This window comes from Croceicoccus esteveae, from assembly GCF_031846435.1.
GTDB lineage: Bacteria > Pseudomonadota > Alphaproteobacteria > Sphingomonadales > Sphingomonadaceae > Croceicoccus > Croceicoccus esteveae.
In genome coordinates this window covers 142,599-163,152 of record NZ_JAVRHS010000001.1, presented here as the reverse complement: position 1 = coordinate 163,152, position 20,554 = coordinate 142,599, and the positions used below count along the sequence as shown (strand labels likewise).

Here is a 20,554-nt window from a genome sequence, read left to right as displayed (position 1 = left end):
AGAAGATGCTCATGTTGCGCACCTTGTGCCTTGCCATTCTTGCCTGTGTGACTCTGATGCCTGCTCCCGCCATGGCCGAACGGTTGCGCGATCTGGGAGCATTTCAGGGGGTGCGTGCCAACCAGCTGACCGGCTACGGCGTTGTCGTCGGTCTGCCCGGAACAGGGGACAATAACCTTGAGTATCTGACCCAGGCGATGAGAGGAGTATCGGGACGTCTTGGCCTGCCCCTGCCGCCCGGCGTGGAGCCAGGGTTGAAAAACGCAGCGGCCGTCATCATCACCGCCGAACTGCCAGCCTTCGCCAAGCCTGGACAGCGTATCGACATCACCGTTTCGACGATCGGCAAGGCAAAGAGCCTGCGCGGCGGTGCTCTGGTGTTGTCTCCCCTTTATGGAGCGGACGGGCAGATCTATGCAATGGCGCAAGGCAGTCTTGCCGTCGGTGGCCTCGACGTATCGGGAAATGACGGCTCCAAGCTGACGGTAAACGTGCCAACTGTTGGTCGGATTGCCGACGGCGCGACGGTGGAACGCAATGTTGCTACCGGTTTCGCCAGTGAAGGGACCTTGCGGTTTAATCTTCACAACGCCGATTTTCTTACCGCTCGCCGTTTGCGCGATGCGATAAACCGCCGCTTCACAGGCTCCGCTTCGATCATCGACGGCGTGACCCTTGCGATTGCGATGCCTTATGGCGCTGATGCCCGGTCGATGATGATGGCTGAACTTGAAATGATCGAAGTGCAACCGGCCCAGACCGCCGCACGGGTGATCGTGAACAGCCGCACGGGCACGGTGGTCATCAACCAGGCCGTTCGGCTCTCGCCAGCAGCCATCAGTCACGGACGTCTGGTCGTCCGGATCGAGGAAGACCCGCTGATCGTGCAGCCGGCCCCGTTTGCCAACGGGCAGACTGCCCTCGAGCCGTCGAGCACATTATCGGCGGAGGAATATGGCGACCGGATTAATCTCATGGCTGGCGGTGCCTCGCTTTCAGAGGTTGTTGATGCGCTCAACACCCTGGGCGTGGGCGCTTCGGACCTCGTCGTCATCCTCGACGCCTTGAAGCAAGCAGGGGCCTTGCAAGCTGAAATGGTGATCCTGTGATCAGCCCGATCTTCCCTCTCGCCTCTCAGGTGGCGCCCGCCGAGATGGAGCAGACGCAATTGCGCAAGGCCGCACAGGCTTTCGAGGCGATCTTCGTACGCCAGATGCTCGCCTCCGCCCGCGCGGGCAGGCACGATGATGGAGGTTTGTTCGGTGGCCCTGGCCTGGAGCAGTTCGAAGCCATGCGCGATGAACATGTTGCCGATCTCGCATCGCAGACCGGCGCGTTCGGCCTTGCCCAGGCAATAGAAGCGCAACTGGCTGCACGAACGGAGACACGCTGATGCCCACAAATCTCATCCTGGTCGGCAAGAGCGGAGCCAGCGCAGCGCGATCCTCGCTTGAGATGACAGCGCAGAACATTGCCAATGCGGACAACCAATCCTACGTGCGGCGCACCACCGCTCTGGCCGAAGTGGTGTCCACCGGGGGCATCAACCTAAACAGCAGCACCGCCCTTGGCGGCGTTCGCATCGACCGGATCGTACGGGCCGATTCTCACTACCTCCAGGCAGAAGTCAGGCGGACCGCCGCTGCTCTCACGCGCTCCGACGCGGAGATAGGGGGCCTGCTCGCCGTTCAGGATGCGATCGAACAGGCAGGCATCTACCCCGCCATGGCGAGATTTGAAGCGAGCCTCGCGCAGCTTGCGTCCGATCCGCTCAGCCCATCGCTGAGAACGGCGGTTGTGGAACAGGCACGCACACTTGCACAAAGTTTTGGTCCAGCAGTGCAGTCCATGGACGGCACCCGGCAATATCTGCAAACCAGTGCATCCGAACGGGTCAGCACCTTCAACAACCTCGCCGGCGAAATGGCCCGCACCAATCTTGCCTTGTCCCGCACGACCACCGGCACGACCATGCAAGCGGCCCTGTTCGACCAACGCGACGCATTGCTGTCGCAGATGTCCGAAATTGCAGGCATCGTGGTTGCACATGACCCATTGGGCCGCGCCACGGTGCGGATCGGCGACAGCGCCGGTCCGGTAATCGTTACAGGGCGCGAGACAGAACCGCTCAGCATGGCAATCGCGCCAGATGGGACCTTGTCTTTCCTTGTTGCAGGGGGCGCTACATCCATCCAATCAGGCGCGCTGGCAGGAGAGGAGCGCGCGCTTGCCCGCATGGTGGACCTGCGCAGCAAGCTGGACGATGCGGCTGCCTCGCTCGTGTTCGTGACCAACGATGCGCAAGCTAACGGCTTGACGCCGGCGGGGATCCCCGGTCCGGCGCTGTTCTCGGGCACTGGCGCCCGGGATATTGCGCTGGCACTGACCGATGGTGCGCAGCTTGCCACCGCTCCTGCCGGAAGTGGCAGCAACAGCCGCAGCATCGTCAACCTTGAAGCGCTGCGAAGTGCCCTTGCCAGCACAACCCCGCCAGGCAGTGGTCCGGCCAGCCTGATGGACGGACTGCTGCTGGACCTGTCCAGCAATATAGCAGGGCGGACGATTACGCGTGAGGCGCTGCGTACCCTTGCAGATGGAGCACAAAGCGCCCTCACCGCGCAGACTGGTGTCGATCTTGATACCGAAGCTGCCAATCTGGTCCGGTTCGAACAGGCTTTTCAAGCGTCTGGCCGGGTCATTCAGGTGGCGGTCGACATATTCGACACCCTGCTGGAGATACGATAATCATGATCAGCACCGGAATTGGTACAGCGGCGTTCTACACGCGCTCCCTTCGGGAAATGACCGATCTGCGTCGCAGCACGGAGGCTTTGCAAACTCAGCTTGTGACAGGAGAGCGCCTCGCACGTTCTTCCGACGATCCAGTGGCGGCATCACGATTGCGTACCCTGGATCGCGCTGATCGTCTGGCGCAGATCGACGCAGCCAATGCTCGACGAGCATCCAGCGATCTGTCGCTTGCTGCTTCGGCATTGCAGAACCTGGCCGATGATTTTACTCGCGCCCGTGAGCTTGCCACCTGGGCAGCAAACGATCCACTGGCGCCGGAGCAGCGCGAAATTATCGGCAGGGAACTGCTTTCCATGGTCAGCAGTATGGTTGCCACTGCAAACGCCACGGACAGCAGCGGCAATGCGTTGTTCGGCGGCACTGCTACAGGGCCGGCCTACATTCTGGATGGTGCCGGTAACGCAAGCTATGCTGGCACACCGCAAAATGAAACTCTGGCGCTTGGTGACGGACAATCCGTTGCTCGCGGCATTACTGGCCCACAGTTCGCCGAGTTTGAACACGCCGGCGTAGCCACTGACATCTTTGTTCACGTAAAGATACTTGGTGACGCATTGCAGGGCGGCGCGGGCGGTGACATTGCCCGTGCAGCACTGGCCGGATTTGACGAAGGCATGGAATCGCTGACCCGTGCGCAGACGCTGACAGGAACGCGGCTTGCCTGGATCGAAACCGTGGAGGCCCGACAGGTGATCACGAGCGAAAGCCGCGCTTCCGAAGCTGCTGAAACCGGCGGGGTCGATCCCGCCGCCGCAGTCGTCAGGCTAAAGGCGCTGCTGGTTGTTCTTGAAGCCAGCCAGATCGGGTTCGCCCGCGTAGGTGAAACCAGTCTGTTCAACATCATCCGCTAATTGTTCCCTGGCTGTCTCCAAAAGTTACGCGTTCCTAAGCCCAAACGGGATTATTCAACATGCTTCCAGCTCTTGGCATTGTCATCCTCATGGTCATGGTTTTTGGCGGCTTTGCGCTGACAGGCGGCGCGTTGGGGCCTGTCATGCATGCCGTACCACATGAGATGCTGATCATCGGCGGGGCTGCCATTGGCGCGCTGGTGGCCGGTAATTCCATGCATGAACTCAAGGCATTGGGAAGCGGTCTCGTAAAGGTGTTCAAAGGCCCGAGTTACAGCAAGAAAGATCATGTCGATGTCATTGCGCTCACCGGCCGACTGATGCGCATGTTGAAGATGGAAGGTCCTGTTGCCTTAGAAGCGCATGTGGAAAACCCCGAACAATCGGCGATCTTTGTCGAATACCCCCGCCTCCTTGGTGACAAGGCACTGAAGAACCTGATCTGCGATACGCTGATGCTTAATGTCGTGTCGTCCGGTACGCTGGAGACGCATGCTGTCGAAGAAGTCATGGATAACGCCATTCGCACGCATTTCCATGACATGAACGAACCTGCGCATGCGCTGCAGAACCTGGCGGATGCACTCCCCGCGCTGGGTATCGTCGCCGCCGTCCTTGGCGTCGTGAAAACGATGGGGTCAATTGATCAGCCGCCCGAAATCCTTGGCGGAATGATCGGCTCTGCGCTGGTGGGGACATTTCTCGGCGTGTTGTTGGCCTATGGAATCGTGGGGCCGCTTGCCGGACGGTTGAAGCAGATCAACGCATATGACCAGCAGATCTTCCATTCGGTCAAGCAGGTCATGATCGCCAGTCTCCATGGCTGGCCACATGCCTTGGCAGTCGAGTCCGCCCGCTCCGGTCTGCCCGGATCCATGCGCCCTGCTCTGACGGACTTGCTCGACACGCTGAAGGCAGGCTGAAATGGCCAGCGTTGCCCTGTTGCCGCTCCCGCCCGAAAAACCGGAGCAGGAACCCCAGCCAGTTCGCCCCATCATCGTCAAGAAAGTCATCGTACAGGCCGCCGGCCATCATGGCGGAGCCTGGAAGGTTGCCTACGCCGATTTCGTCACGGCAATGATGGCGTTCTTCCTGTTGCTGTGGCTGTTGGGTGCCACCACGGAAAGGCAGAAGCGGGGACTTTCCGAATACTTTACTCCAACACTCGTAAAGATGCGCGAGCAGACCGCCGGATCCAACGGCCTGCTTGGCGGCAGCTCGATAACGGATGCCAACAGCTACCCCCACGCTGCGGGCCAGACCGGCTCGCGATCGCTGACCATACCACGTGATGCGACCGGTGGACCCGATGCGGCAACGGCTGCACGTCAAGAAGAAGTCACGGCCATGCGCCGCAGGATCGAAGAACGTCTGCAGGCCAACAAGCGCCTGCGGCCGCTGGTGCGGCAAGTGCGTGTCATGGAAACACCACAGGGCATCCGTATTGATCTGGTGGACGACGCCGATTTTTCCATGTTTGCGCTGGGAACCACGGTACTGACGCCGTCAGCGCGTGAACTGATGAAGGTAATCGCTACCACCATCGTGGATGATCCCGCCAAGCTCATCGTACGAGGCCATACCGACAGCTTGCCATGGAAGCCCGGATTGAGGATCAACAACTGGTCGCTGTCATCGGGCCGTGCGGAAGCAACCCGCCAGGAACTGCTGCGCGATGGCATTGCCGAACGCCGTTTTGTCCGCATCGAGGGTGTAGCCGATCGCGAATTGCTGATCCGCGACAATCCTGCCGATCCGCGCAACCGCCGCATTTCAATCCTGCTGTTGAAGTAACCCGGCTTCTCGCGGATCGGTTCTCGCAGTTCTGCTGCAATCTCGCTGCGAAAAGCCTGAAGCGCCCCTGTGTGCATCGGGTGAGCCATTGCCAGGGATCCCTCGTACTTCCCGGGCAATGGCGGCACAACGGGTCCAACGCTTTCCCAACCAACCAATCTGCGTTGCGGCTAGAACCGCCGGCGGTGATGCTGCGGGTCTACGATCGCCGCAAGTGAGGAACGACCGCGCCGGCTCTTTGCCGGTTTTGCATCCGCCGGTAAACTTCGTCCTCGAAATGCCGCAGACGCGAGAACTCAGCTGGCTTCATCCGGGTAACGAATAAGTGCAGTGTTGTACTGCTCTGACCCAGCAGAATAGCCGCCGGCTTTTTGAAGCTTTGCTGTTGCGGCACTGCCCCGATTACCGGGCTACTTGCCAGCGTTGATCGGGACCAAAGGTCATCTTGCCAACACGGCTTCAGCCCTCTTTCTCTTCAGAGTGCCGAACTTCATCCGTCGAACATGCACATGAGCAGGCTTATCAAGAGCCGCAGAAGCCGTCTTTTTCATGGAAAAACCCGGCGAACCGATGGGGCGGTTCGCCGGGCGCCCGAGCCGGTTTTCACCGGCCCGGTGGGAGAGGTCACGCGATTAACGCAGCAGCGACATCACGTTCTGCTGGCTCTGATTGGCCTGCGCCAGCATCGCCGTCGACGCCTGGCTCAGGATCTGCGCCTTGGCGAGTGCAGTCGTCTCCGCCGAATAATCGGTGTCCATGATCCGCGATTTTGCATCCGAAAGATTGGTCGAATTGCTGGTCAGGGCATTCACGGCCGATTCAAGCCGGTTCTGCGAGGCACCAAGCGTGGCACGGTTCGTCGACAGATTGGTAAGTTCGGTATCGATGGCCGTGATCGTCCCGCGCGCCGTAGCGGCATCCGTGGACACGTCGTAGGACGCAGCCGCACCACCGCTGGCTGCCAGACCGGTCAGGTCAGCCATGGTCATATCAACAGTGTCAGTTGCGTTTGCACCGGCCTGAACCGTGATTGTTGCTGTAGATGCGTCAAACAGCGCGGTGCCATTGAACTTGGTGTTGGTGATGACGCTGTCGATCTGTGCGGTCAACTGGTCGACTTCAGTCTGCATCGCTGCACGATCCGTGGCGGAGTAGGTGCCGGAGCCGCCCTGCACTGCCAGTTCGCGAACCCGCTGCAGCATGTTATTTACTTCGTCGAGCGCGCCTTCCGCAGTCTGCGCCAATGCAATACCGTCATTGGCGTTGCGGATGCCCTGGTTCATGCCACGCACCTGCGCCGTCATCGACGTGGCAATGGCCAGGCCTGCCGCATCGTCCTTGGCGCTGTTGACGCGCTTGCCGGTCGACAGGCGTTCCATTGCGGTGCTGAGCATCTTGTCGGCGGCATTGGAGGCGTTCGAAGCCTTGAGCGCGCTGATGTTGGAATTGATAACGGCCATGTTGATTTGCTCCCTTGTGTTACAAATACAGCGGGCAAACATTGCCGGTGCTGTCAGGGGAAAGATCGGCCCGATGTTCCGGCATTTAAGGACAAAATTTCGGTGGGGTGGCCGTTGAGCAGCATTTCACCTAGGTAATTACACGTAGGGTTAAATTTCTCCTTCCTTGTCCGTCAGGGCGCAAAAGCGCTGGTGAGACAAGGTTAACGGGGAATCACAAAATGCTGGTCGCGCGTCTTTGCAAACAAGCAGAAAAAATTCACGCGCCGCTGATCCGGCGGGTCGCCACTGTCGTAGAAGCAACGCCGGGCAGCGGCACTGTTGCCCTGTGTGACGTGAATGAAGAGCTGCCTTCCCGCCGCAGCAATGACCGGCTGGTTGTGTTTGCCCGTGCTGAAACGCCGTCGGTGCGCGTGACTGGCTGCCGGGGTGCTACCATCCATTATGATCACGCCGAAAGCGAGGCGGCGTTTGCTGCAGGCGTCGCCTGCGCTGCGGCGCCGGGTGCTTTTGTAAGCGCCGACCCTGGCAGCCTTGCCTTGCTGGCCTTGGCAGAACGGGTTGCCAAGGCGGGCATACCGGTGCTGATCGACGGGCCGACCGGCACCGGCAAGGAAGTGCTGTCACGGTTCATTCATGATCACAGCGAACGCAGCAATGGCCCGTTTGTCGCGGTCAACTGCGCCGCCATGCCAGAGGCCATGCTCGAAGCGCTGCTGTTCGGTCACCAGAAAGGCGCGTTCACTGGCGCTGCCAATGCAGCAGAGGGGCTGTTTCGCGCCGCCGACAAGGGCACGCTGCTCCTTGATGAAATTGCCGAGATGCCGCTTGCTTTACAGGCCAAGCTTTTGCGTGCCCTGCAGGAGGGAGAAATACTGCCGCTTGGTGCAACGCGCCCGGTCCGTGTTGATGTGCGTATCATCGCATGTGCCAACCGTGACCTGCCGACCGAAATCGCCGAGGGCCGTTTCAGAGAGGATCTGTTCTATCGTCTGAACGTCTTTCCGCTCAGCCTGCCTGCCTTGCGCGAGAGAGTGACGGACGTCGCTCCGCTGGCGTTTGCCATGGTGATGCGTCATGCCAGTTCCACCAGCAACGTTCCTTGGATCGATGCCGAAGCACTCCGCAAATTGCAGTCACACAACTGGCCGGGCAATGTCCGCGAGTTGGAAAACGTGATGCGGCGCGCCATGCTGCTCGCTGGCGATGCACCTGTCATTTTGCCGGAACACATCTGCTTTGACATGTCTGCACGGCCAATGGCCCGCCCCCTGCAAGCTGAAGCGCCCGAAGACATTTCACACCCGAGCATTGGCGGAGCAAAGCTGTCCAGCATCAAACGGTCGTCCGAAGCACGCGCCATCAGCGATGCGCTCGATGCGAACGATGGCAGTCGGATGGCGACCGCACGCCAGCTTGGCATATCGGAACGTACCTTGCGTTACCGCCTGGCAAGCATGCGTGATGCAGGCCTTAGCGTCGCAGGAGCAGGCAGATGAGCCCGATAGGTGCAAGCACAGGCGCGGGGCTTCAGCAGGTGATCGCCCTTCGGCAGCAGATCATCGACCGTTCGGACGCCCTGAAATCGCTGCGCGACCTGTCTGCGACAGTGCCAAGCGGCAACGTCAACCCGGCAGGCACGACAACCGGCTTTGCCAGCAGCCTCAAGGATGCAGTCAATGCGGTGAACGCATCGCAAAACCGCTCTTCCGCAATCACCGCGGCCTATGAGCGTGGCGAGGTAACGGATCTGGCGCAAGTGATGCTTGCTCGGCAGGAGTCCGGCATCGCCTTTGAAGCGACGATGCAGGTCAGAAACAAGCTGTTGTCCGCCTACCAGGACATCATGCGGATGGGTGTCTGATCCGTGGCTGAAAATGCGCTGGCGCTCGTGCCGCCCGGCTCTGGAAACACAAGTGCTTCCGGTTCCCGACTGTCCTTCCTGGGTCCGCTTACGGATCCGATGGCGGGGTCGGCCCGGGACCGCTGGTCGGCGTTTTTCTCGCAACCCGCTGTCAGGCGCAGCATGCCCGCCATCGCTGGTCTGGGCGCGGTCACTTTGGCTGCAGTGCTGTACATGGCGATGTCGACCGGACCGCAACGCGTGCTGTATGGCAACCTTGCCGATACAGAACGCGCCGCCGTGGTCGCAGCGCTGGAAACGGGCGGCATTGATTACAAGATCGACAACGCCACAGGCTCAATGTCCGTGGCCGAGGACGATCTTTACCGGGCGCGAATGCTGGTGGCGAGCGATGGCGCGCTTTCCTTGCCCGAAACCGGCGCCCAGATGCTCGACGCCATTCCTATCGGATCCAGCCGGACGCTGGAGGGAGAACGGCTGCGCAACATTCGCGAACGCGAACTGATGCTGACCATCGGCGAAATCGATGGGGTGGAAGCAGTACGCGTCCATCTGGCGCAGCCTGAACGCTCCGTTTTCGTGCGCGAGGACATTGCCCCTGGCGCGTCGGTGATGGTGCGAATGGCGCGCGGCCGCAGCCTCTCCGACGATCAGGTCACCGCAATCGTCAATCTTGTTGCCGGATCGGTCCCGGGGATGCAGCCCGGTGCTGTGCGGGTAGTCGATCAGCACGGGCGTTTGTTGTCCGCGAGCATCGGATCAGGTGATTCCCGCCTGGAGGTGCAGCGTCAATTTGAAGAAAAATTGCGGGCGCAGATCGCACAATTGCTGATTCCGATGCTGGGCGATGGCAATTTCACCAGCGAGGTGCAGGTGGAACTCGACATGGCCGAGGTCACTTCGGCGCGTGAAAGCTACGACAAGGAAGGCGCGCTGCGCAGCGAGAGCGAGACGCAGTCGCAGCAGGCAGGCGCGGGCGCCGCCGCAGGTGTGCCCGGCGTGCTCAGCAACACACCGCCTCCACCGACCGGCCTCGAGGCGGGAGCCCCGCAAGGCACGCAACCCGCCGCAAACGATCAGACCAGCGGCGAAAGCAGTGCTCGGCGCAATTACGAACTGGGTCGCGAAGTCGCCGTTTCCAGCACAGGTCCAGGCGGAGTAAAGCGTGTTTCGGTTGCCGTTGCACTGAGCAAGGATGCGCTTGCCAAGATCGCGCCGGCAAATGGCAAACAGATCGAGGCGCTGGTATCTTCTGCCGTAGGCGCTCAGCCTGCGCGGGGCGACGAGGTGACGGTAATTGTCGGCTCCTTCGATGCCGCTGCCATGGAGGAGCCTCCGTTTTACGAGACGCCCTGGTTTGCAACCATCCTGCGCAATGCAGTGGCACTGATCGCCGTAGTTCTGGCGCTGATCTTCGGCGTACGTCCGTTGATCGGCGCCCTCAGGCACAAGGATGATAAGATCGCAAACGCTTCGCCCCACAAAAACGCTGCGGACGCTGCCGCACCAGCTGGAACCATCGAGGCTGACGCAGGCGCTCTGGTCAGCCCGTCGTCAGGAGCTATGCTGCCGATTCCCGCCACTGACAGTGAAAATGCAATCGTCCTTCGTGAACAGGTTGCTCTTGCTCAACAACTCGCCGCGCAGCAACCTGACAGGGCAGTGGCCGCCCTGCGCCGGATGCTGGCAGCGCCGCAACCGTCTGCTGGAGACACTGCATGATCGCCTCCATGCCGGCACACGACGACGCTGACCAGGCGGCGATCATCATCATGCTGCTCAACGACCAGGATGCAGCGTCAATCCTGTCACGCCTTCAGCCAGAAGAACTTGAACGGCTCGGAAACCGGATGTGCGCCTTGGGCGATGTCGATGTGACCAGCATGTCGTCTGCAATTCACGGCTTTATCCGGCATGCCGAAAACCCGGACCTTCCGAGTACCGAGCGGCACGCGCATCTGACCAGAGTCATGACACGGGCGGTGGGCGAGGTAAAAGCGCAAAACATGATGCAGCGGATCGCTCCGCAGGCACAAAGCCGCACCATCGAAATTGCCCGCTGGCTTGCGCCACAAACGCTGGCTCCCTTGCTGGTTGATGAACATCCGCAGGCTATAGCCGTCTTGTTGCTGATGCTTGATCCTGAACCGGCGGCGCAGATGCTGGCGAACCTGCCGGCCGACAAACAGGCAGGCGTAGTGGAGCGGATTGCGCGCTTGGGTCCTGTATCAGGACACGCGGTGGCAATGCTGTCGGAGCTTCTTGAAAGACGGCTTGCGGAACGCTTCGGACAGGCCGCACTGACGATGGGCGGGATTCGTGAAGCAGCAGAGATCATCAACAAGGCCGCGCGTTCGGTGGAGCAGGTGGTAATGCCTGCCATCTCCAGGAAAGATCGTCTTCTTGCCGATGCGATCGAGGCCGAAATGTTTAAGTTCGAGCAGATCCTCGCCCTCGATGCCCAGGCCATGGGCCGGCTCTTGCGCGAGGTTGAAAACGAAGTCTTGGTCGACGCTTTGAAAGGTATCGGCGAGGACGAACACGGCGCCTTCTTCGCCGCCATGTCGACCCGCGCGGCAGATGGCGTCAGAGACGAAATGGAATTGCGTGGACGAATAAAGAAGGCTGATGTCGAAGCTGCGCAGCAGCGCATGATCCAGCATGCCCGCACTTTGGCTGAACAAGGCGAGATTGTCTTTGGATCTGGTGACGGCGATTATGTCTGACGGCGTTTTCCTGCCAGGGTATATGGTCGATATTCCGCAATTCGATCGGATGGTCGCAGATAGCAGCTTTGCGCCCGACCATCGTTATCATCATGACCGGCGTCAGAATGAGCCTGCCTGTAAACCTCAGGCAGAGCCATGTGCCTTGGATGATGCAGTTGCGAAAGCCTATGCAGCCGGAGTTGAGCGTGGTCGCAGCGACGCCATCGCAGAGGCCAAGTCAGTCCGGCATCATCACGCCAGCCTTGCATTGTCGTTCGAGCGCCTGGACGAAACCATGATTGGCGATCTGAGTCAGCGGCTACGCGAAACAGTGGCCATCCTGTGCAGTTCCGTCATGGGAAAAATCGCCACAGACGGTAACGAGATCATGCAACGTTGCGACGCCGCTGCGCGCCTGCTTGCCACAGCAGGCCAACCGACAGTTCTGCGCCTGCATCCCGAGGACATAGCCAGCCTGTCTCCCGACTTTACCGCCGAACACACCATTCTTGGCGATCCCACCATGGAACGTGGCAATCTGCTGGCTGAGAATGCAGATGGGGGGCTGTCGTGCGGGCCACAGGAGTGGGACCGCCGGCTTCGTGCAGCGATCGGCCTGTAACGCCATGTTGACGCGCATGCTCGCGGAACTTGAATCGCTGCAACAGGTGAACATTGCAAGCGGCGCGACGCGGTTCGGTCTGGTACGCGCCTGCGACGGCGGCATGGTCGAAGTGTCCGGCCTGCCCATACCCGTGGGTACCGTTTGCCGCATCGCCACACCACAAAGCGACACATCGCAGACTAGTTCTAGCGTTGCTGCCGAAACGGTCGGCTTTCGCGATGGTCACAGCTTGATGATGTTGCTGGGCGACTCCGTGCTGTTGCAACCCGGGGCACGGGTGCAGGCAGAAGGGGTGCCCGGGATGGTGCCGGTAGGCGAAGCATTCCTTGGCCGTGCCGTCGATGGCACCGGGCAGCCTATCGATGGCGGCCCTGCCATCAGGGCGCAGGCGTTCTGGCCCTTGGGCGGTAAGCGCGAAGGCGCGCTTGACCGTGCTTCGGTAGTCGAACCTTTCGATTGCGGCGTACGGTCCATCAACGCTCTTGCCACTCTGGGTGTTGGACAGCGCATGGGCATCGTGGCAGGCTCCGGTGTGGGAAAGTCGGTCCTGCTCGACATGATTGTCAATCACGCACAATCCGACATCATCATCGTCGCATTGATTGGAGAACGCGCGCGCGAAGTTTCCGATTTTGTCAGGCGGCACATGCAACAGGATCGGCGGGCACGCACCGCAATCATCGCGGTTCCTGCCGATCATGCATCAAACCTGCGGCTGCGCGGGGCGCAGGCGGCGATGGCGTTAGCAGAATACTTCCGCAGTAGGGGTCAGCAGGTCACGCTCATCATGGACAGCTTGACCCGGGTTGCCCATGCTGCACGCGAAATCGGCCTGCTGCTCGGAGAGCCTGGCGCGGCGCGCGGCTATCCGCCATCTGCTCTTGCGGCGATCACGCGGCTCGTGGAACGAGCTGGCAATGCGCGGCAGTCAGGCGGAGCAATCACCGGTCTGTTCACCGTCCTTGCCGACGGTGACAATCACGATGATCCGGTCGTAGACACTGCACGGGCCATTCTGGATGGGCATATCGTACTGTCGCGCGATCTGGCGCAGCGTGGGCAATATCCCGCTATCGACGTTCCCGCTTCGCTCAGCAGAGTGATGAGTGATGTCGCATCGCCTGAACATCTGGCGCACGCACGCGACTTTCGGGCAATGGTGGCGGACTACGAGGCAAATCGTGATCTGGTGCTGATGGGCGCATATCGCGAAGGCGTGGACCTCAGGATCGACCGTGCTTTGGCCATGCAAGACCCGATGCGATCATTCCTGATGCAAGATCATGATGCCGCCTGTTCGCTTGCCGGCAGTATTGCTGCCCTCGATCACCTTCTTGAAGCCTCGCCTGCTCCTGCCAGTGCCCGCTGAAGACAACCGACTGGCACGTTTGCGCCGTCTGGAACGTCTGCGTACCGCCGAACGGATCAATGCCGGCCGCATGGCAGCGGAGGCGCAATCAACCTACGCGCGTCTCCATGCCCTCGCCCGCCGCAGTGCTGACCTTGCAAGCGACTACACCGCGCCATCGAACGCCGTCGAGGGAGCAGCGCTGCAGCGGCTGCGACTGTTCCGCGCAGGACTGGATCAGCTCTCGCAGAAGGCTGCGGGCGAAAGCGCCATGGCACGTCAGCACGCGGACCGCCGCAATGACGAACTGGTCCAGGCGACCCGGCGGTTGGACAAGGCAGCAGAGCAAACCGGAGCAGCAGTCCGTGCAGCAGCATACGAAAAAAATGAGCAGGATGTGCCGTTATCGGCTGATTTGGCACGATCCTTGAATAGCAGGAGAAGAACACGGGGCAGCTGACACTCATCCTGCCGCGTCACTGAAAAGGACAGCAGCTTGATCACCAACCACCAGACTGCCGGAACCAGGACCAGCGGCACGACGGAAGTCAGAATGCTTGCGCCAGTGAACGCACGATCCGCACAGACTCCGGTGCATGCAAGTGATGCAGGCGCACGCGCAGAGTTCAAGGCATTGGTGTCCGCCGCAGTTGCCTCCATCGTGCAAACTCCTGCCGGCAAAGATAGCGTGCAGGCGGATGCTGTGGAGGATGGCGAGGCGGCAGAAACGGGCGGCAATTTGTTGCCGGAAGACAGGCAAACGGCGGCCACTCCTGCTGTTGCAGATCCGGCTGTGACAATGACGCCGGTGTTATCGTTTTCGTCATTTGGGCACGAAGCAGCTCCACAATCAGGCGCAGCCGGTGTCGACAGCGACGCAGCCTTGCCGCCTGCATTGATCCCGCCGCAATCCTTGGCAGATGGCACCAATCAGGCTCGGATCGGCATGCAGCAACCGCTGATCACGAGCGTTCAGCCTGGTGAGCCAAGCGCGTTACACGGCAAGAATCCAGATGGTGCAGCAGCTACGCAGGTTGGCTTTCCAGCTCCCTTTGTCACAGCCCCATCGGAGGGTGGAGCGCTGCCGAAAACTGATGCGGCGACTGGCACGCCGGCACTGCAACCGGATCTCAGAATGGCAGCACAAGCGACAGGCACGCTGGTCAGCGGCGATTTCAACGACGGAGCGGACAGTCCGCCGGTGCTGCGTGATACCGCGTCGGCTGCTGGTCTCTTGAAGGAGCCGTCTTATGTTGCACTCGCGGCCCGGGCGTTAGATGACAAAGCACAGTTAAAGCCCGCTGTCCTGGATGCAGCAGGCGAAGTCTTGATGCGAGACACGCGCTCGGACGCTTCTGCGCCTCTGCCGATATCCGGCCGGCCCGCCACAAATCTTGATGGCCCGCAGGAGTTTGGGGCATTGCTTGACAGGCTGACTCAGGCACGCGCCTCCGGACAACCGGGTACCGTGCGTCTGAATGTTCAGCACCAGGACTTTGGCCCGGTTTCGATCCGGCTGGAGGCAGGTTCAACTGCACAGGCATTGAACGTGACGCTTGCCAGCGCTGATGTGAACTTTGTCCCCGCCGTCCATGCAGCCATTGCAGAGCGCAGCCTTGCAGAACGCTTAGGCGCCGAACTCGCCCGGCAAGACAATGCCGCCAACCAGAGCAGCAGCAATCAGAACAGCGGACCTGGCGCAGGGCGGCAGCAGTTTGACGGGCTTTCGCATGGCGAAAACGGTCAGGGTCATCCGCCAGCGGGTAAGCAAACTGCACCTCATGGTGATCAGGACGGGCTACCCAAGCGCTCTGAAAATCTGGCGAGCGAAGAAAGTCTGAGCGTCGATACTCAACCCCTAACGCGCGACAGCCCGGCAGGCGCTGCAAAGCGCGGCATCTATATTTGATCAGTTCAAGCAACAGGAGACACACGCATGGCTGACCAGCCGACAAAGGACACAGCAGCAAAGGGCGGCAGGAAAAAGCTGCTGATCGGCGGCATCGCGCTGCTGGCGATTGGCGCCGGGTCGGCGTTTGGCGCTGTCAGGATGGGCTACGTTGGCAGCAAGGAAGGCGCCGAGATATCCGGCCCGCTGCTTGTCCGCAAAGGCGCTGTCGACCCTTACCCCGTCCCCACAAAACAGGAGGTTGAGTGGGTCGAGGGCGAAGGCGGCAGCAAATATCGCACCAGCTACTACAGTTTCGAAGAACCATTCACGGCCAATCTGAGAGATTCTGCGGCGCTCATCCAGGTGAGCCTTGCTGCATCGACCCAACGCGATGGCAGGGTTCTGATGTGGCTGGACAAGCATGAACTCGCCGCCCGGTCCGCAATCATTGCAGAGCTTGCGAACACCACCGAGGAGGATGCCTATTCGGTAGAGGGCAAGGGCCGCCTGCAGGAACGCCTCACCGCTGCCATTAATCAGGTGCTGGTGCGCACCGAAGGGTTTGGCGGGGTGGAAAATGTATATTTCCGCGGGTTCTTGATCCAGTGAAAAGCGATCATGCCTTTGTAGCCGAACGAGCGCTGGCGCGGCATTGTGCAGCGCTGGTGGGCAGCCAGCACAGCATGGAGGACGATCTGGTCGCCTGTGCCGAAGCGGGCACGATGATGGCGCGCCACCTGCGGCAACCCTTATGTGAACTGCTTGGTCGTGATCATCTGCGGCTTACATGTTCTGCAGCTGAAATCATCGCGGTGGCTGACCTTACCGATGGAATTGAACCTCTGGCGGCCAATTGCCTCGTGGGGCTGTTCGACGGTGGACCGGTGGTGCTCACCTCCATCGGAGGCAAGGCAGCGCTGGCACTGACCGATCGTACCTTTGGCGGCAACGGAGAAGCGCCGGATCCACTGCCCGATCAGTTCCCGCTCTCGGCCGATCTCACGCTCAATCGACTGGAAAAAGCGCTTTGCCTGGCCATGCGCCATGCACTTGGCGAGGGCCACGACCCGGTGGTTCGCCGCCGCGCGGAAGCAATCCGCAGGCTCAAACCATTTTCTGGCGTTACCGAATGCGCGCGCCTCGTTGTTTCTGTTGAAGAGGATGGACAGGATGCCTGGCATATCGTTGTCGCTATCGGCGTTCCCGACCTGCCAGTGCTGTTCGGCAATACGCTCCGTGCGCCGGCGCCCTCTGCCAAAAGTGCGCGAACGCCGTCGCTGAAGCCGTTTGCCAATGTGCCACTGCCGGTGGTCGCTGTGCTTGCTGAGGTGAAACTGCCGCTGGCACGCGTATCGCGGCTCGCGGTCGGCGACGTCATCCCGCTTTGCGTATCGCGCGCGGTGCCGCTGACAGTGAATGGCACGCAAATTGCTTGTGGCACGATCGGCACCCTGGATGATCGGGTCGCCGTGCAGATCACGCGCATCCCCTGATCACCCGGCTCTTGTCCGACTTTTTTGCCAAGGATTACATCATGACGAAGATTGCCGAAAACCGCCGCGGCCTTGACCTTTTGCGCAATGTCGATGTCTGCCTCTCGGTAGAGCTTGGACGTACATCCATGAAGCTCAAGGAGGTGCTTGCACTGGGCGAGGACAGCATTGTCCCGCTCGACCGGCTCACAGACGAGCTGCTCGATGTATATGTTAACGGACGCGCAGTCGCCAAGGGCGAAATCATCAATGAAGGCAAGCGGTTTTCCCTCCGCATAGTGGAACTGGCTGACGAAGATGACCATGAGCCGCGCGGACCCCATGAAGGTCAGGAAGAGCGCGCGCAGGATGCCGCCTGATGGGATGGTATCTCCTCAAGCTGCTGATCCTGCTGCCATTGCTGGGTGTGCTTATCTGGGGCAGCGTCTGGCTGACCCGGCGGGTTCAAGGACGGCTCAACACCGGCAATCGCCAGAAGACCGCCCGGCTGGTGGAAACCACCATGCTGGCTCCCGGCGTGCGGCTGGCGGTGATTGAATTTCGCGGACGCGAGATCCTCGTCGGCAGTACGCGCCATGGCCTTACGCGCCTTGCCGAAGCGGACGCACCGCAGACACGTGCATCGCTTGAACAGGTGGATCGCCATGCATAGTGCGCTAAAAACCTACGGCCGCTTGCTGGCAGTAATTTTGTTGCTGGCGGTGCCGCAAACCGCCTCTGCGCAGGATGCGATCACCGGCGCGCTCGATCGGGCCCTTGGTGCAGGCAGCGCGGCAGGCGAGGAAGCACCGCTGTCGCTATCGCTGCAACTGCTGCTCATCATGGGCCTGCTGACGATCCTGCCGGCGCTGGTTCTCATGATGACGAGCTTCACCAGGATCATCATCGTTCTCTCGATCCTGCGTCAGGCTTTGGGGTTGCAGCAATCGCCTCCCAACCAGGTGCTGATCGGACTTTCACTGTTCCTGTCGCTCTTCATCATGGCGCCCACCTTGTCAGCCGTGAATACCGCCGCGATCGAACCTTACGCTGCCGGAACGATCGAGGCTCAGCAGGCGATCGGTGCTGCGGGTGACCAATTCCACGCCTTCATGATCCGGCAGACGCGCAAAGCGGATCTAGGCATGTTTGCCGACATGGCCAATGCCGGCAAGTTTGCCAGCCCCGCTGACGTGCCGTTTTCCGTTCTGCTGCCCGCGTTCGTGACCAGCGAACTGAAAACCGCATTTCAGATCGGCTTCATGCTGTTCCTGCCCTTCCTGGTCATCGACCTTGTCGTGGCCAGTGTCCTGATGAGCCTTGGCATGATGATGCTTTCACCCACGATCGTGTCGCTCCCGTTCAAGCTGCTGCTGTTCGTGCTGGTCGATGGCTGGGCCTTGCTGATGGGTTCACTCGCGCTGAGCTTCACCTGACTGCATCAAGAAGGCATTTCGACAATGGATGAAAGCTCTGCCCTGCTGGCGCTTACCGACCGCATGCTTTGGGTAACGGCCCTGATCGCGGCGCCGATCCTGCTGGCTGCACTTGGCGTTGGCTTGATCATCGGCGTAATCCAGGCGGCAACCTCTGTGAATGAGCAGACGCTGACCTTTGTCCCGAAACTGGCGATGATTGCACTTGTGCTGGTCTTGCTGGGCGCATCGATGATGGGTTTGGTCGGCGATTTTGCCAAGGACATCTTCACTCAAATTGCCAATATCTCGCGGCTGTAGCGCAATGGCCCTTCCCAACTTCGGCTTTGGCATCATGGAGGCCGAACTGTGGCGCCTGATTTTCGTCATGGTGCGGATAGGCGCGGCTTTGCTTGCCGCGCCCCTGTTCGGCGCAGGCAGCGTGCCAGTGCAGGTGCGCATCGCGATGGCAGGAGCCATCAGTGTTTTCGTGCTGGTACATACGCCCATCGCCCTGCCTCAGGATCTGCTGTCATTTCCCACTTTGCTTTCCCTGCTGAGCGAGGCGGTAATGGGCTTTGCCTTTGGCTTCATCCTGCAGCTTACCTTTGCTGCACCAGTTTTGGCCGCAGAGCAGATCTCCGGCGCCATGGGCATGGCCATTGCGACTGCAGTAGACCCCAACACAGGCGGGCAATCGGGTGCGCTAGGTCAGTATTTCACCGTAGTTATCACGCTCGTGTTCCTCTCGCTGGGCGGGCATCTCCTGTGGCTGCGGCTGCTGATCGAGAGCTACCGGGTATTTCCGCCCGGCGCGCAATGGTTTGGTGCCGACCGGGCGTATCTGGTCGCCGGTTTTGCCGGGCAGATGCTGATCACGGCGGTAACGATTGCCTTGCCTGTCACGCTGGTCCTGCTGCTGGTGCAGATGGCGACCGGCGTTCTGTCCCGTTCGGCACCATCGCTCAACCTGTTCTCACTCGGGTTGCCCGCAGGAGTGCTGGCCGGAATTGCCGCGCTTATTTCCGCCATGCCTTTGCTCACCGATCAGTTCATCGTGCTGTCGCTGAACGGGATTGCGCAAACAGAAGCGATGCTGATGCCATGAGGCTGCTCACACTGTCCCTTGCCTTCGGCCCTGCACTGAAGTCATGCAGCCATGAGTGATGACGCCGGTGAGAAAAGTTTTGCCCCCACGGAAAAGCGCAAACGCGACGCCACACGCAAGGGCGACGTGCTGCGCTCCAAGGAACTGGGCACAGCCGCTGCGGTAATGATGGGAGCCATCTGGCTGCGCTACGCAGGGTCCTGGCTGATGGAGGGACTGGAAGCAACCGCACGCGCAGGGTTCTCCTTTGGCAGGCAGGACATCGAAAACTTCTCCCCGGGCACCATGCTGCTCGAGGTACTTATCGCTGTCCTGCCTCCGGTGCTTGCCTTGGGAGCAGTCATCATGGTGGTAACCGTCATCTCGCAGCTTGCCATCGGCGATGGACGGTTCCTTGCGACCAATATGGCGCCCAAGGCATCGCGCATCAATCCACTGTCCGGGCTGAAGCGGATGTTCGGCCCGACCGGTTGGATCGAACTTGGCAAAAGCGTGCTCAAGCTGGGGCTGCTGGGCGCAATCGTGTGGTTCTGGGCGCAAGATAATCTGTCCTCGGTGCTTGCGCTCGGCCGGGGAGATCTGTCGGCACAGCTGACCGTGGCGTGGAACAGCATCACGTCACTTCTCATCCTGCTGTCGGTCGGCCTTGCCGTCATTGCCTGCATCGATTTCCCGATTCAATGGATCCGCCGCACCGGACGCCTCAAAATGACTGAGCAGCAGGTTCGCGACGAAACCAAGGAAAGCGAAGGATCGCCTGAAAAACGTGCAGCGATCCGCAACCGGCAGCGGCAACTGGCAAGAGGCGGCGTGGCCAAGGCGATGCAGGAGGCACAATTTGTCCTCACCAACCCGACGCATTTTGCCGTCGCGCTGGCGTACGATCCGGAACGGGCAGGCGCGCCGATCGTGCTGGCCCGGGGACGGGGCGACAAGGCACTAGCCATGCGGGACATCGCCGCAGAGGCGCGGGTGCCGGTGCTGGAATATCCGGTGCTGGCACGATCACTTTATTTCACTACCCGGGAAAACCAGGTTATCCGTGAAGAGCTTTATGTCGCGGTCGCGGCAATCCTTGCGTTTGTCTATTCCCTCACGCGTGGCGAGCCGATCCGGCGCCCGATTGTGCAAGTGCCGCAATCCGTGCTGTACGACGCCGAAGGCCGCCTTACCCCGGCCGGCCGGGGTCGCAGCGGCTGACGACGAC

The 20,554-nt window shown here is 60.7% G+C and carries 23 protein-coding genes; 22 read left to right on the top strand and 1 reads right to left on the bottom strand.

The features are described 5' to 3' along the window. The first annotated feature begins 11 nt into the window (after positions 1–11). Genes RM533_RS00720 through RM533_RS00695 form a run of 6 tightly spaced genes read left to right on the top strand, consistent with a single transcriptional unit; the run spans position 12 to position 5,456 of the window. Positions 12–1,109 (top strand): flagellar basal body P-ring protein FlgI, encoded by a 1,098-nt coding sequence (locus RM533_RS00720; RefSeq protein ID WP_432264998.1) that lies wholly within the window; start codon positions 12–14, stop codon positions 1,107–1,109. Next, positions 1,106–1,393, top strand: a complete 288-nt coding sequence (locus tag RM533_RS00715; RefSeq protein WP_311339269.1) for a rod-binding protein — start codon at positions 1,106–1,108, stop codon at positions 1,391–1,393. The genes RM533_RS00720 and RM533_RS00715 overlap by 4 nt, the downstream gene beginning before the upstream one ends. Beyond that, positions 1,393–2,745 carry a flagellar hook-associated protein FlgK gene (gene flgK / locus RM533_RS00710; RefSeq protein ID WP_311339268.1) on the top strand — a complete coding sequence of 451 codons (1,353 nt, stop codon included), beginning with the start codon at positions 1,393–1,395 and terminating at the stop codon, positions 2,743–2,745. Before RM533_RS00715 ends, flgK begins: the two co-directional genes overlap by 1 nt. A 2-nt stretch (positions 2,746–2,747) precedes the next feature. After that, entirely contained in the window at positions 2,748–3,662 is a 915-nt protein-coding gene (locus tag RM533_RS00705; RefSeq protein WP_311339267.1) for a flagellin N-terminal helical domain-containing protein, read from the top strand. Between the two features lie 59 nt (positions 3,663–3,721). Next, positions 3,722–4,585 (top strand): flagellar motor stator protein MotA, encoded by an 864-nt coding sequence (motA, locus tag RM533_RS00700; protein WP_311339266.1) that lies wholly within the window; start codon positions 3,722–3,724, stop codon positions 4,583–4,585. Between the two features lies 1 nt (position 4,586). Continuing rightward, on the top strand, positions 4,587–5,456 hold the full coding sequence (locus RM533_RS00695) for a flagellar motor protein MotB (protein ID WP_311339265.1): 870 nt from the start codon (positions 4,587–4,589) through the stop codon (positions 5,454–5,456). A gap of 632 nt (positions 5,457–6,088) precedes the next feature. On the opposite strand, the gene RM533_RS00690 is transcribed toward RM533_RS00695, so the two are convergent. After that, positions 6,089–6,916, bottom strand: coding sequence for a flagellin N-terminal helical domain-containing protein (locus RM533_RS00690; protein WP_311339264.1), 828 nt, complete (start codon positions 6,914–6,916; stop codon positions 6,089–6,091). A gap of 221 nt (positions 6,917–7,137) precedes the next feature. Between RM533_RS00690 and RM533_RS00685 the strand changes: the two genes are divergently transcribed. The 16 genes from RM533_RS00685 (at position 7,138) to RM533_RS00610 (ending at position 20,547) form a co-directional block, all read left to right on the top strand. Further along, on the top strand, positions 7,138–8,415 hold the full coding sequence (locus RM533_RS00685) for a sigma-54 interaction domain-containing protein (protein WP_311339263.1): 1,278 nt from the start codon (positions 7,138–7,140) through the stop codon (positions 8,413–8,415). After that, a complete protein-coding gene (fliE, locus tag RM533_RS00680) occupies positions 8,412–8,780 on the top strand; it encodes a flagellar hook-basal body complex protein FliE (RefSeq protein WP_311339262.1) in 369 nt (122 codons plus the stop codon). The genes RM533_RS00685 and fliE overlap by 4 nt, the downstream gene beginning before the upstream one ends. A gap of 99 nt (positions 8,781–8,879) precedes the next feature. Next, complete coding sequence (gene fliF / locus RM533_RS00675) at positions 8,880–10,502, top strand: flagellar basal-body MS-ring/collar protein FliF (RefSeq protein ID WP_311339261.1); 1,623 nt, start codon at positions 8,880–8,882, stop codon at positions 10,500–10,502. Then, a complete protein-coding gene (gene fliG, locus RM533_RS00670) occupies positions 10,499–11,506 on the top strand; it encodes a flagellar motor switch protein FliG (RefSeq protein ID WP_311339260.1) in 1,008 nt (335 codons plus the stop codon). The genes fliF and fliG overlap by 4 nt, the downstream gene beginning before the upstream one ends. Continuing rightward, positions 11,499–12,110 carry a FliH/SctL family protein gene (locus tag RM533_RS00665; RefSeq protein ID WP_311339259.1) on the top strand — a complete coding sequence of 204 codons (612 nt, stop codon included), beginning with the start codon at positions 11,499–11,501 and terminating at the stop codon, positions 12,108–12,110. The genes fliG and RM533_RS00665 overlap by 8 nt, the downstream gene beginning before the upstream one ends. A 4-nt stretch (positions 12,111–12,114) precedes the next feature. Beyond that, positions 12,115–13,482, top strand: a complete 1,368-nt coding sequence (locus RM533_RS00660) for a FliI/YscN family ATPase (RefSeq protein ID WP_432264997.1) — start codon at positions 12,115–12,117, stop codon at positions 13,480–13,482. Then, positions 13,448–13,921, top strand: a complete 474-nt coding sequence (locus RM533_RS00655; protein WP_311339257.1) for a hypothetical protein — start codon at positions 13,448–13,450, stop codon at positions 13,919–13,921. Before RM533_RS00660 ends, RM533_RS00655 begins: the two co-directional genes overlap by 35 nt. Positions 13,922–13,957: 36 nt before the next feature. After that, positions 13,958–15,370, top strand: coding sequence for a hypothetical protein (locus tag RM533_RS00650; protein WP_311339256.1), 1,413 nt, complete (start codon positions 13,958–13,960; stop codon positions 15,368–15,370). A 27-nt stretch (positions 15,371–15,397) separates the two neighbouring features. Beyond that, positions 15,398–15,961 carry a flagellar basal body-associated FliL family protein gene (locus tag RM533_RS00645; protein WP_311339255.1) on the top strand — a complete coding sequence of 188 codons (564 nt, stop codon included), beginning with the start codon at positions 15,398–15,400 and terminating at the stop codon, positions 15,959–15,961. Continuing rightward, positions 15,958–16,845 carry a FliM/FliN family flagellar motor C-terminal domain-containing protein gene (locus RM533_RS00640; RefSeq protein ID WP_311339254.1) on the top strand — a complete coding sequence of 296 codons (888 nt, stop codon included), beginning with the start codon at positions 15,958–15,960 and terminating at the stop codon, positions 16,843–16,845. Before RM533_RS00645 ends, RM533_RS00640 begins: the two co-directional genes overlap by 4 nt. 41 nt (positions 16,846–16,886) lie before the next feature. Next, complete coding sequence (locus tag RM533_RS00635; RefSeq protein WP_311339253.1) at positions 16,887–17,204, top strand: FliM/FliN family flagellar motor switch protein; 318 nt, start codon at positions 16,887–16,889, stop codon at positions 17,202–17,204. Continuing rightward, positions 17,204–17,497 carry a flagellar biosynthetic protein FliO gene (locus RM533_RS00630; protein WP_311339252.1) on the top strand — a complete coding sequence of 98 codons (294 nt, stop codon included), beginning with the start codon at positions 17,204–17,206 and terminating at the stop codon, positions 17,495–17,497. Before RM533_RS00635 ends, RM533_RS00630 begins: the two co-directional genes overlap by 1 nt. Next, a complete protein-coding gene (gene fliP / locus RM533_RS00625; protein ID WP_432265010.1) occupies positions 17,490–18,260 on the top strand; it encodes a flagellar type III secretion system pore protein FliP in 771 nt (256 codons plus the stop codon). Before RM533_RS00630 ends, fliP begins: the two co-directional genes overlap by 8 nt. A 24-nt stretch (positions 18,261–18,284) precedes the next feature. Continuing rightward, a complete protein-coding gene (locus tag RM533_RS00620; protein WP_311339250.1) occupies positions 18,285–18,560 on the top strand; it encodes a flagellar biosynthetic protein FliQ in 276 nt (91 codons plus the stop codon). A gap of 4 nt (positions 18,561–18,564) precedes the next feature. After that, a complete protein-coding gene (locus RM533_RS00615) occupies positions 18,565–19,347 on the top strand; it encodes a flagellar biosynthetic protein FliR (protein ID WP_311339249.1) in 783 nt (260 codons plus the stop codon). A 51-nt stretch (positions 19,348–19,398) separates the two neighbouring features. Continuing rightward, positions 19,399–20,547 (top strand): EscU/YscU/HrcU family type III secretion system export apparatus switch protein, encoded by a 1,149-nt coding sequence (locus RM533_RS00610; RefSeq protein ID WP_311339248.1) that lies wholly within the window; start codon positions 19,399–19,401, stop codon positions 20,545–20,547. Positions 20,548–20,554: the final 7 nt, after the last annotated feature.

Coding starts and splice junctions, on each gene's coding strand:
- RM533_RS00720 (WP_432264998.1), top strand. CDS start 12: ATGTTGCGCACCTTGTGCCTTGCCATTCTTGCCTGTGTGACTCTGATG.
- flgK (WP_311339268.1), top strand. CDS start 1,393: ATGCCCACAAATCTCATCCTGGTCGGCAAGAGCGGAGCCAGCGCAGCG.
- RM533_RS00705 (WP_311339267.1), top strand. CDS start 2,748: ATGATCAGCACCGGAATTGGTACAGCGGCGTTCTACACGCGCTCCCTT.
- motA (WP_311339266.1), top strand. CDS start 3,722: ATGCTTCCAGCTCTTGGCATTGTCATCCTCATGGTCATGGTTTTTGGC.
- RM533_RS00695 (WP_311339265.1), top strand. CDS start 4,587: ATGGCCAGCGTTGCCCTGTTGCCGCTCCCGCCCGAAAAACCGGAGCAG.
- RM533_RS00690 (WP_311339264.1), bottom strand. CDS start 6,916: ATGGCCGTTATCAATTCCAACATCAGCGCGCTCAAGGCTTCGAACGCC.
- RM533_RS00685 (WP_311339263.1), top strand. CDS start 7,138: ATGCTGGTCGCGCGTCTTTGCAAACAAGCAGAAAAAATTCACGCGCCG.
- fliE (WP_311339262.1), top strand. CDS start 8,412: ATGAGCCCGATAGGTGCAAGCACAGGCGCGGGGCTTCAGCAGGTGATC.
- fliF (WP_311339261.1), top strand. CDS start 8,880: ATGGCGGGGTCGGCCCGGGACCGCTGGTCGGCGTTTTTCTCGCAACCC.
- fliG (WP_311339260.1), top strand. CDS start 10,499: ATGATCGCCTCCATGCCGGCACACGACGACGCTGACCAGGCGGCGATC.
- RM533_RS00665 (WP_311339259.1), top strand. CDS start 11,499: ATGTCTGACGGCGTTTTCCTGCCAGGGTATATGGTCGATATTCCGCAA.
- RM533_RS00660 (WP_432264997.1), top strand. CDS start 12,115: ATGTTGACGCGCATGCTCGCGGAACTTGAATCGCTGCAACAGGTGAAC.
- RM533_RS00645 (WP_311339255.1), top strand. CDS start 15,398: ATGGCTGACCAGCCGACAAAGGACACAGCAGCAAAGGGCGGCAGGAAA.
- RM533_RS00635 (WP_311339253.1), top strand. CDS start 16,887: ATGACGAAGATTGCCGAAAACCGCCGCGGCCTTGACCTTTTGCGCAAT.
- RM533_RS00630 (WP_311339252.1), top strand. CDS start 17,204: ATGGGATGGTATCTCCTCAAGCTGCTGATCCTGCTGCCATTGCTGGGT.
- fliP (WP_432265010.1), top strand. CDS start 17,490: ATGCATAGTGCGCTAAAAACCTACGGCCGCTTGCTGGCAGTAATTTTG.
- RM533_RS00620 (WP_311339250.1), top strand. CDS start 18,285: ATGGATGAAAGCTCTGCCCTGCTGGCGCTTACCGACCGCATGCTTTGG.
- RM533_RS00615 (WP_311339249.1), top strand. CDS start 18,565: ATGGCCCTTCCCAACTTCGGCTTTGGCATCATGGAGGCCGAACTGTGG.
- RM533_RS00610 (WP_311339248.1), top strand. CDS start 19,399: ATGAGTGATGACGCCGGTGAGAAAAGTTTTGCCCCCACGGAAAAGCGC.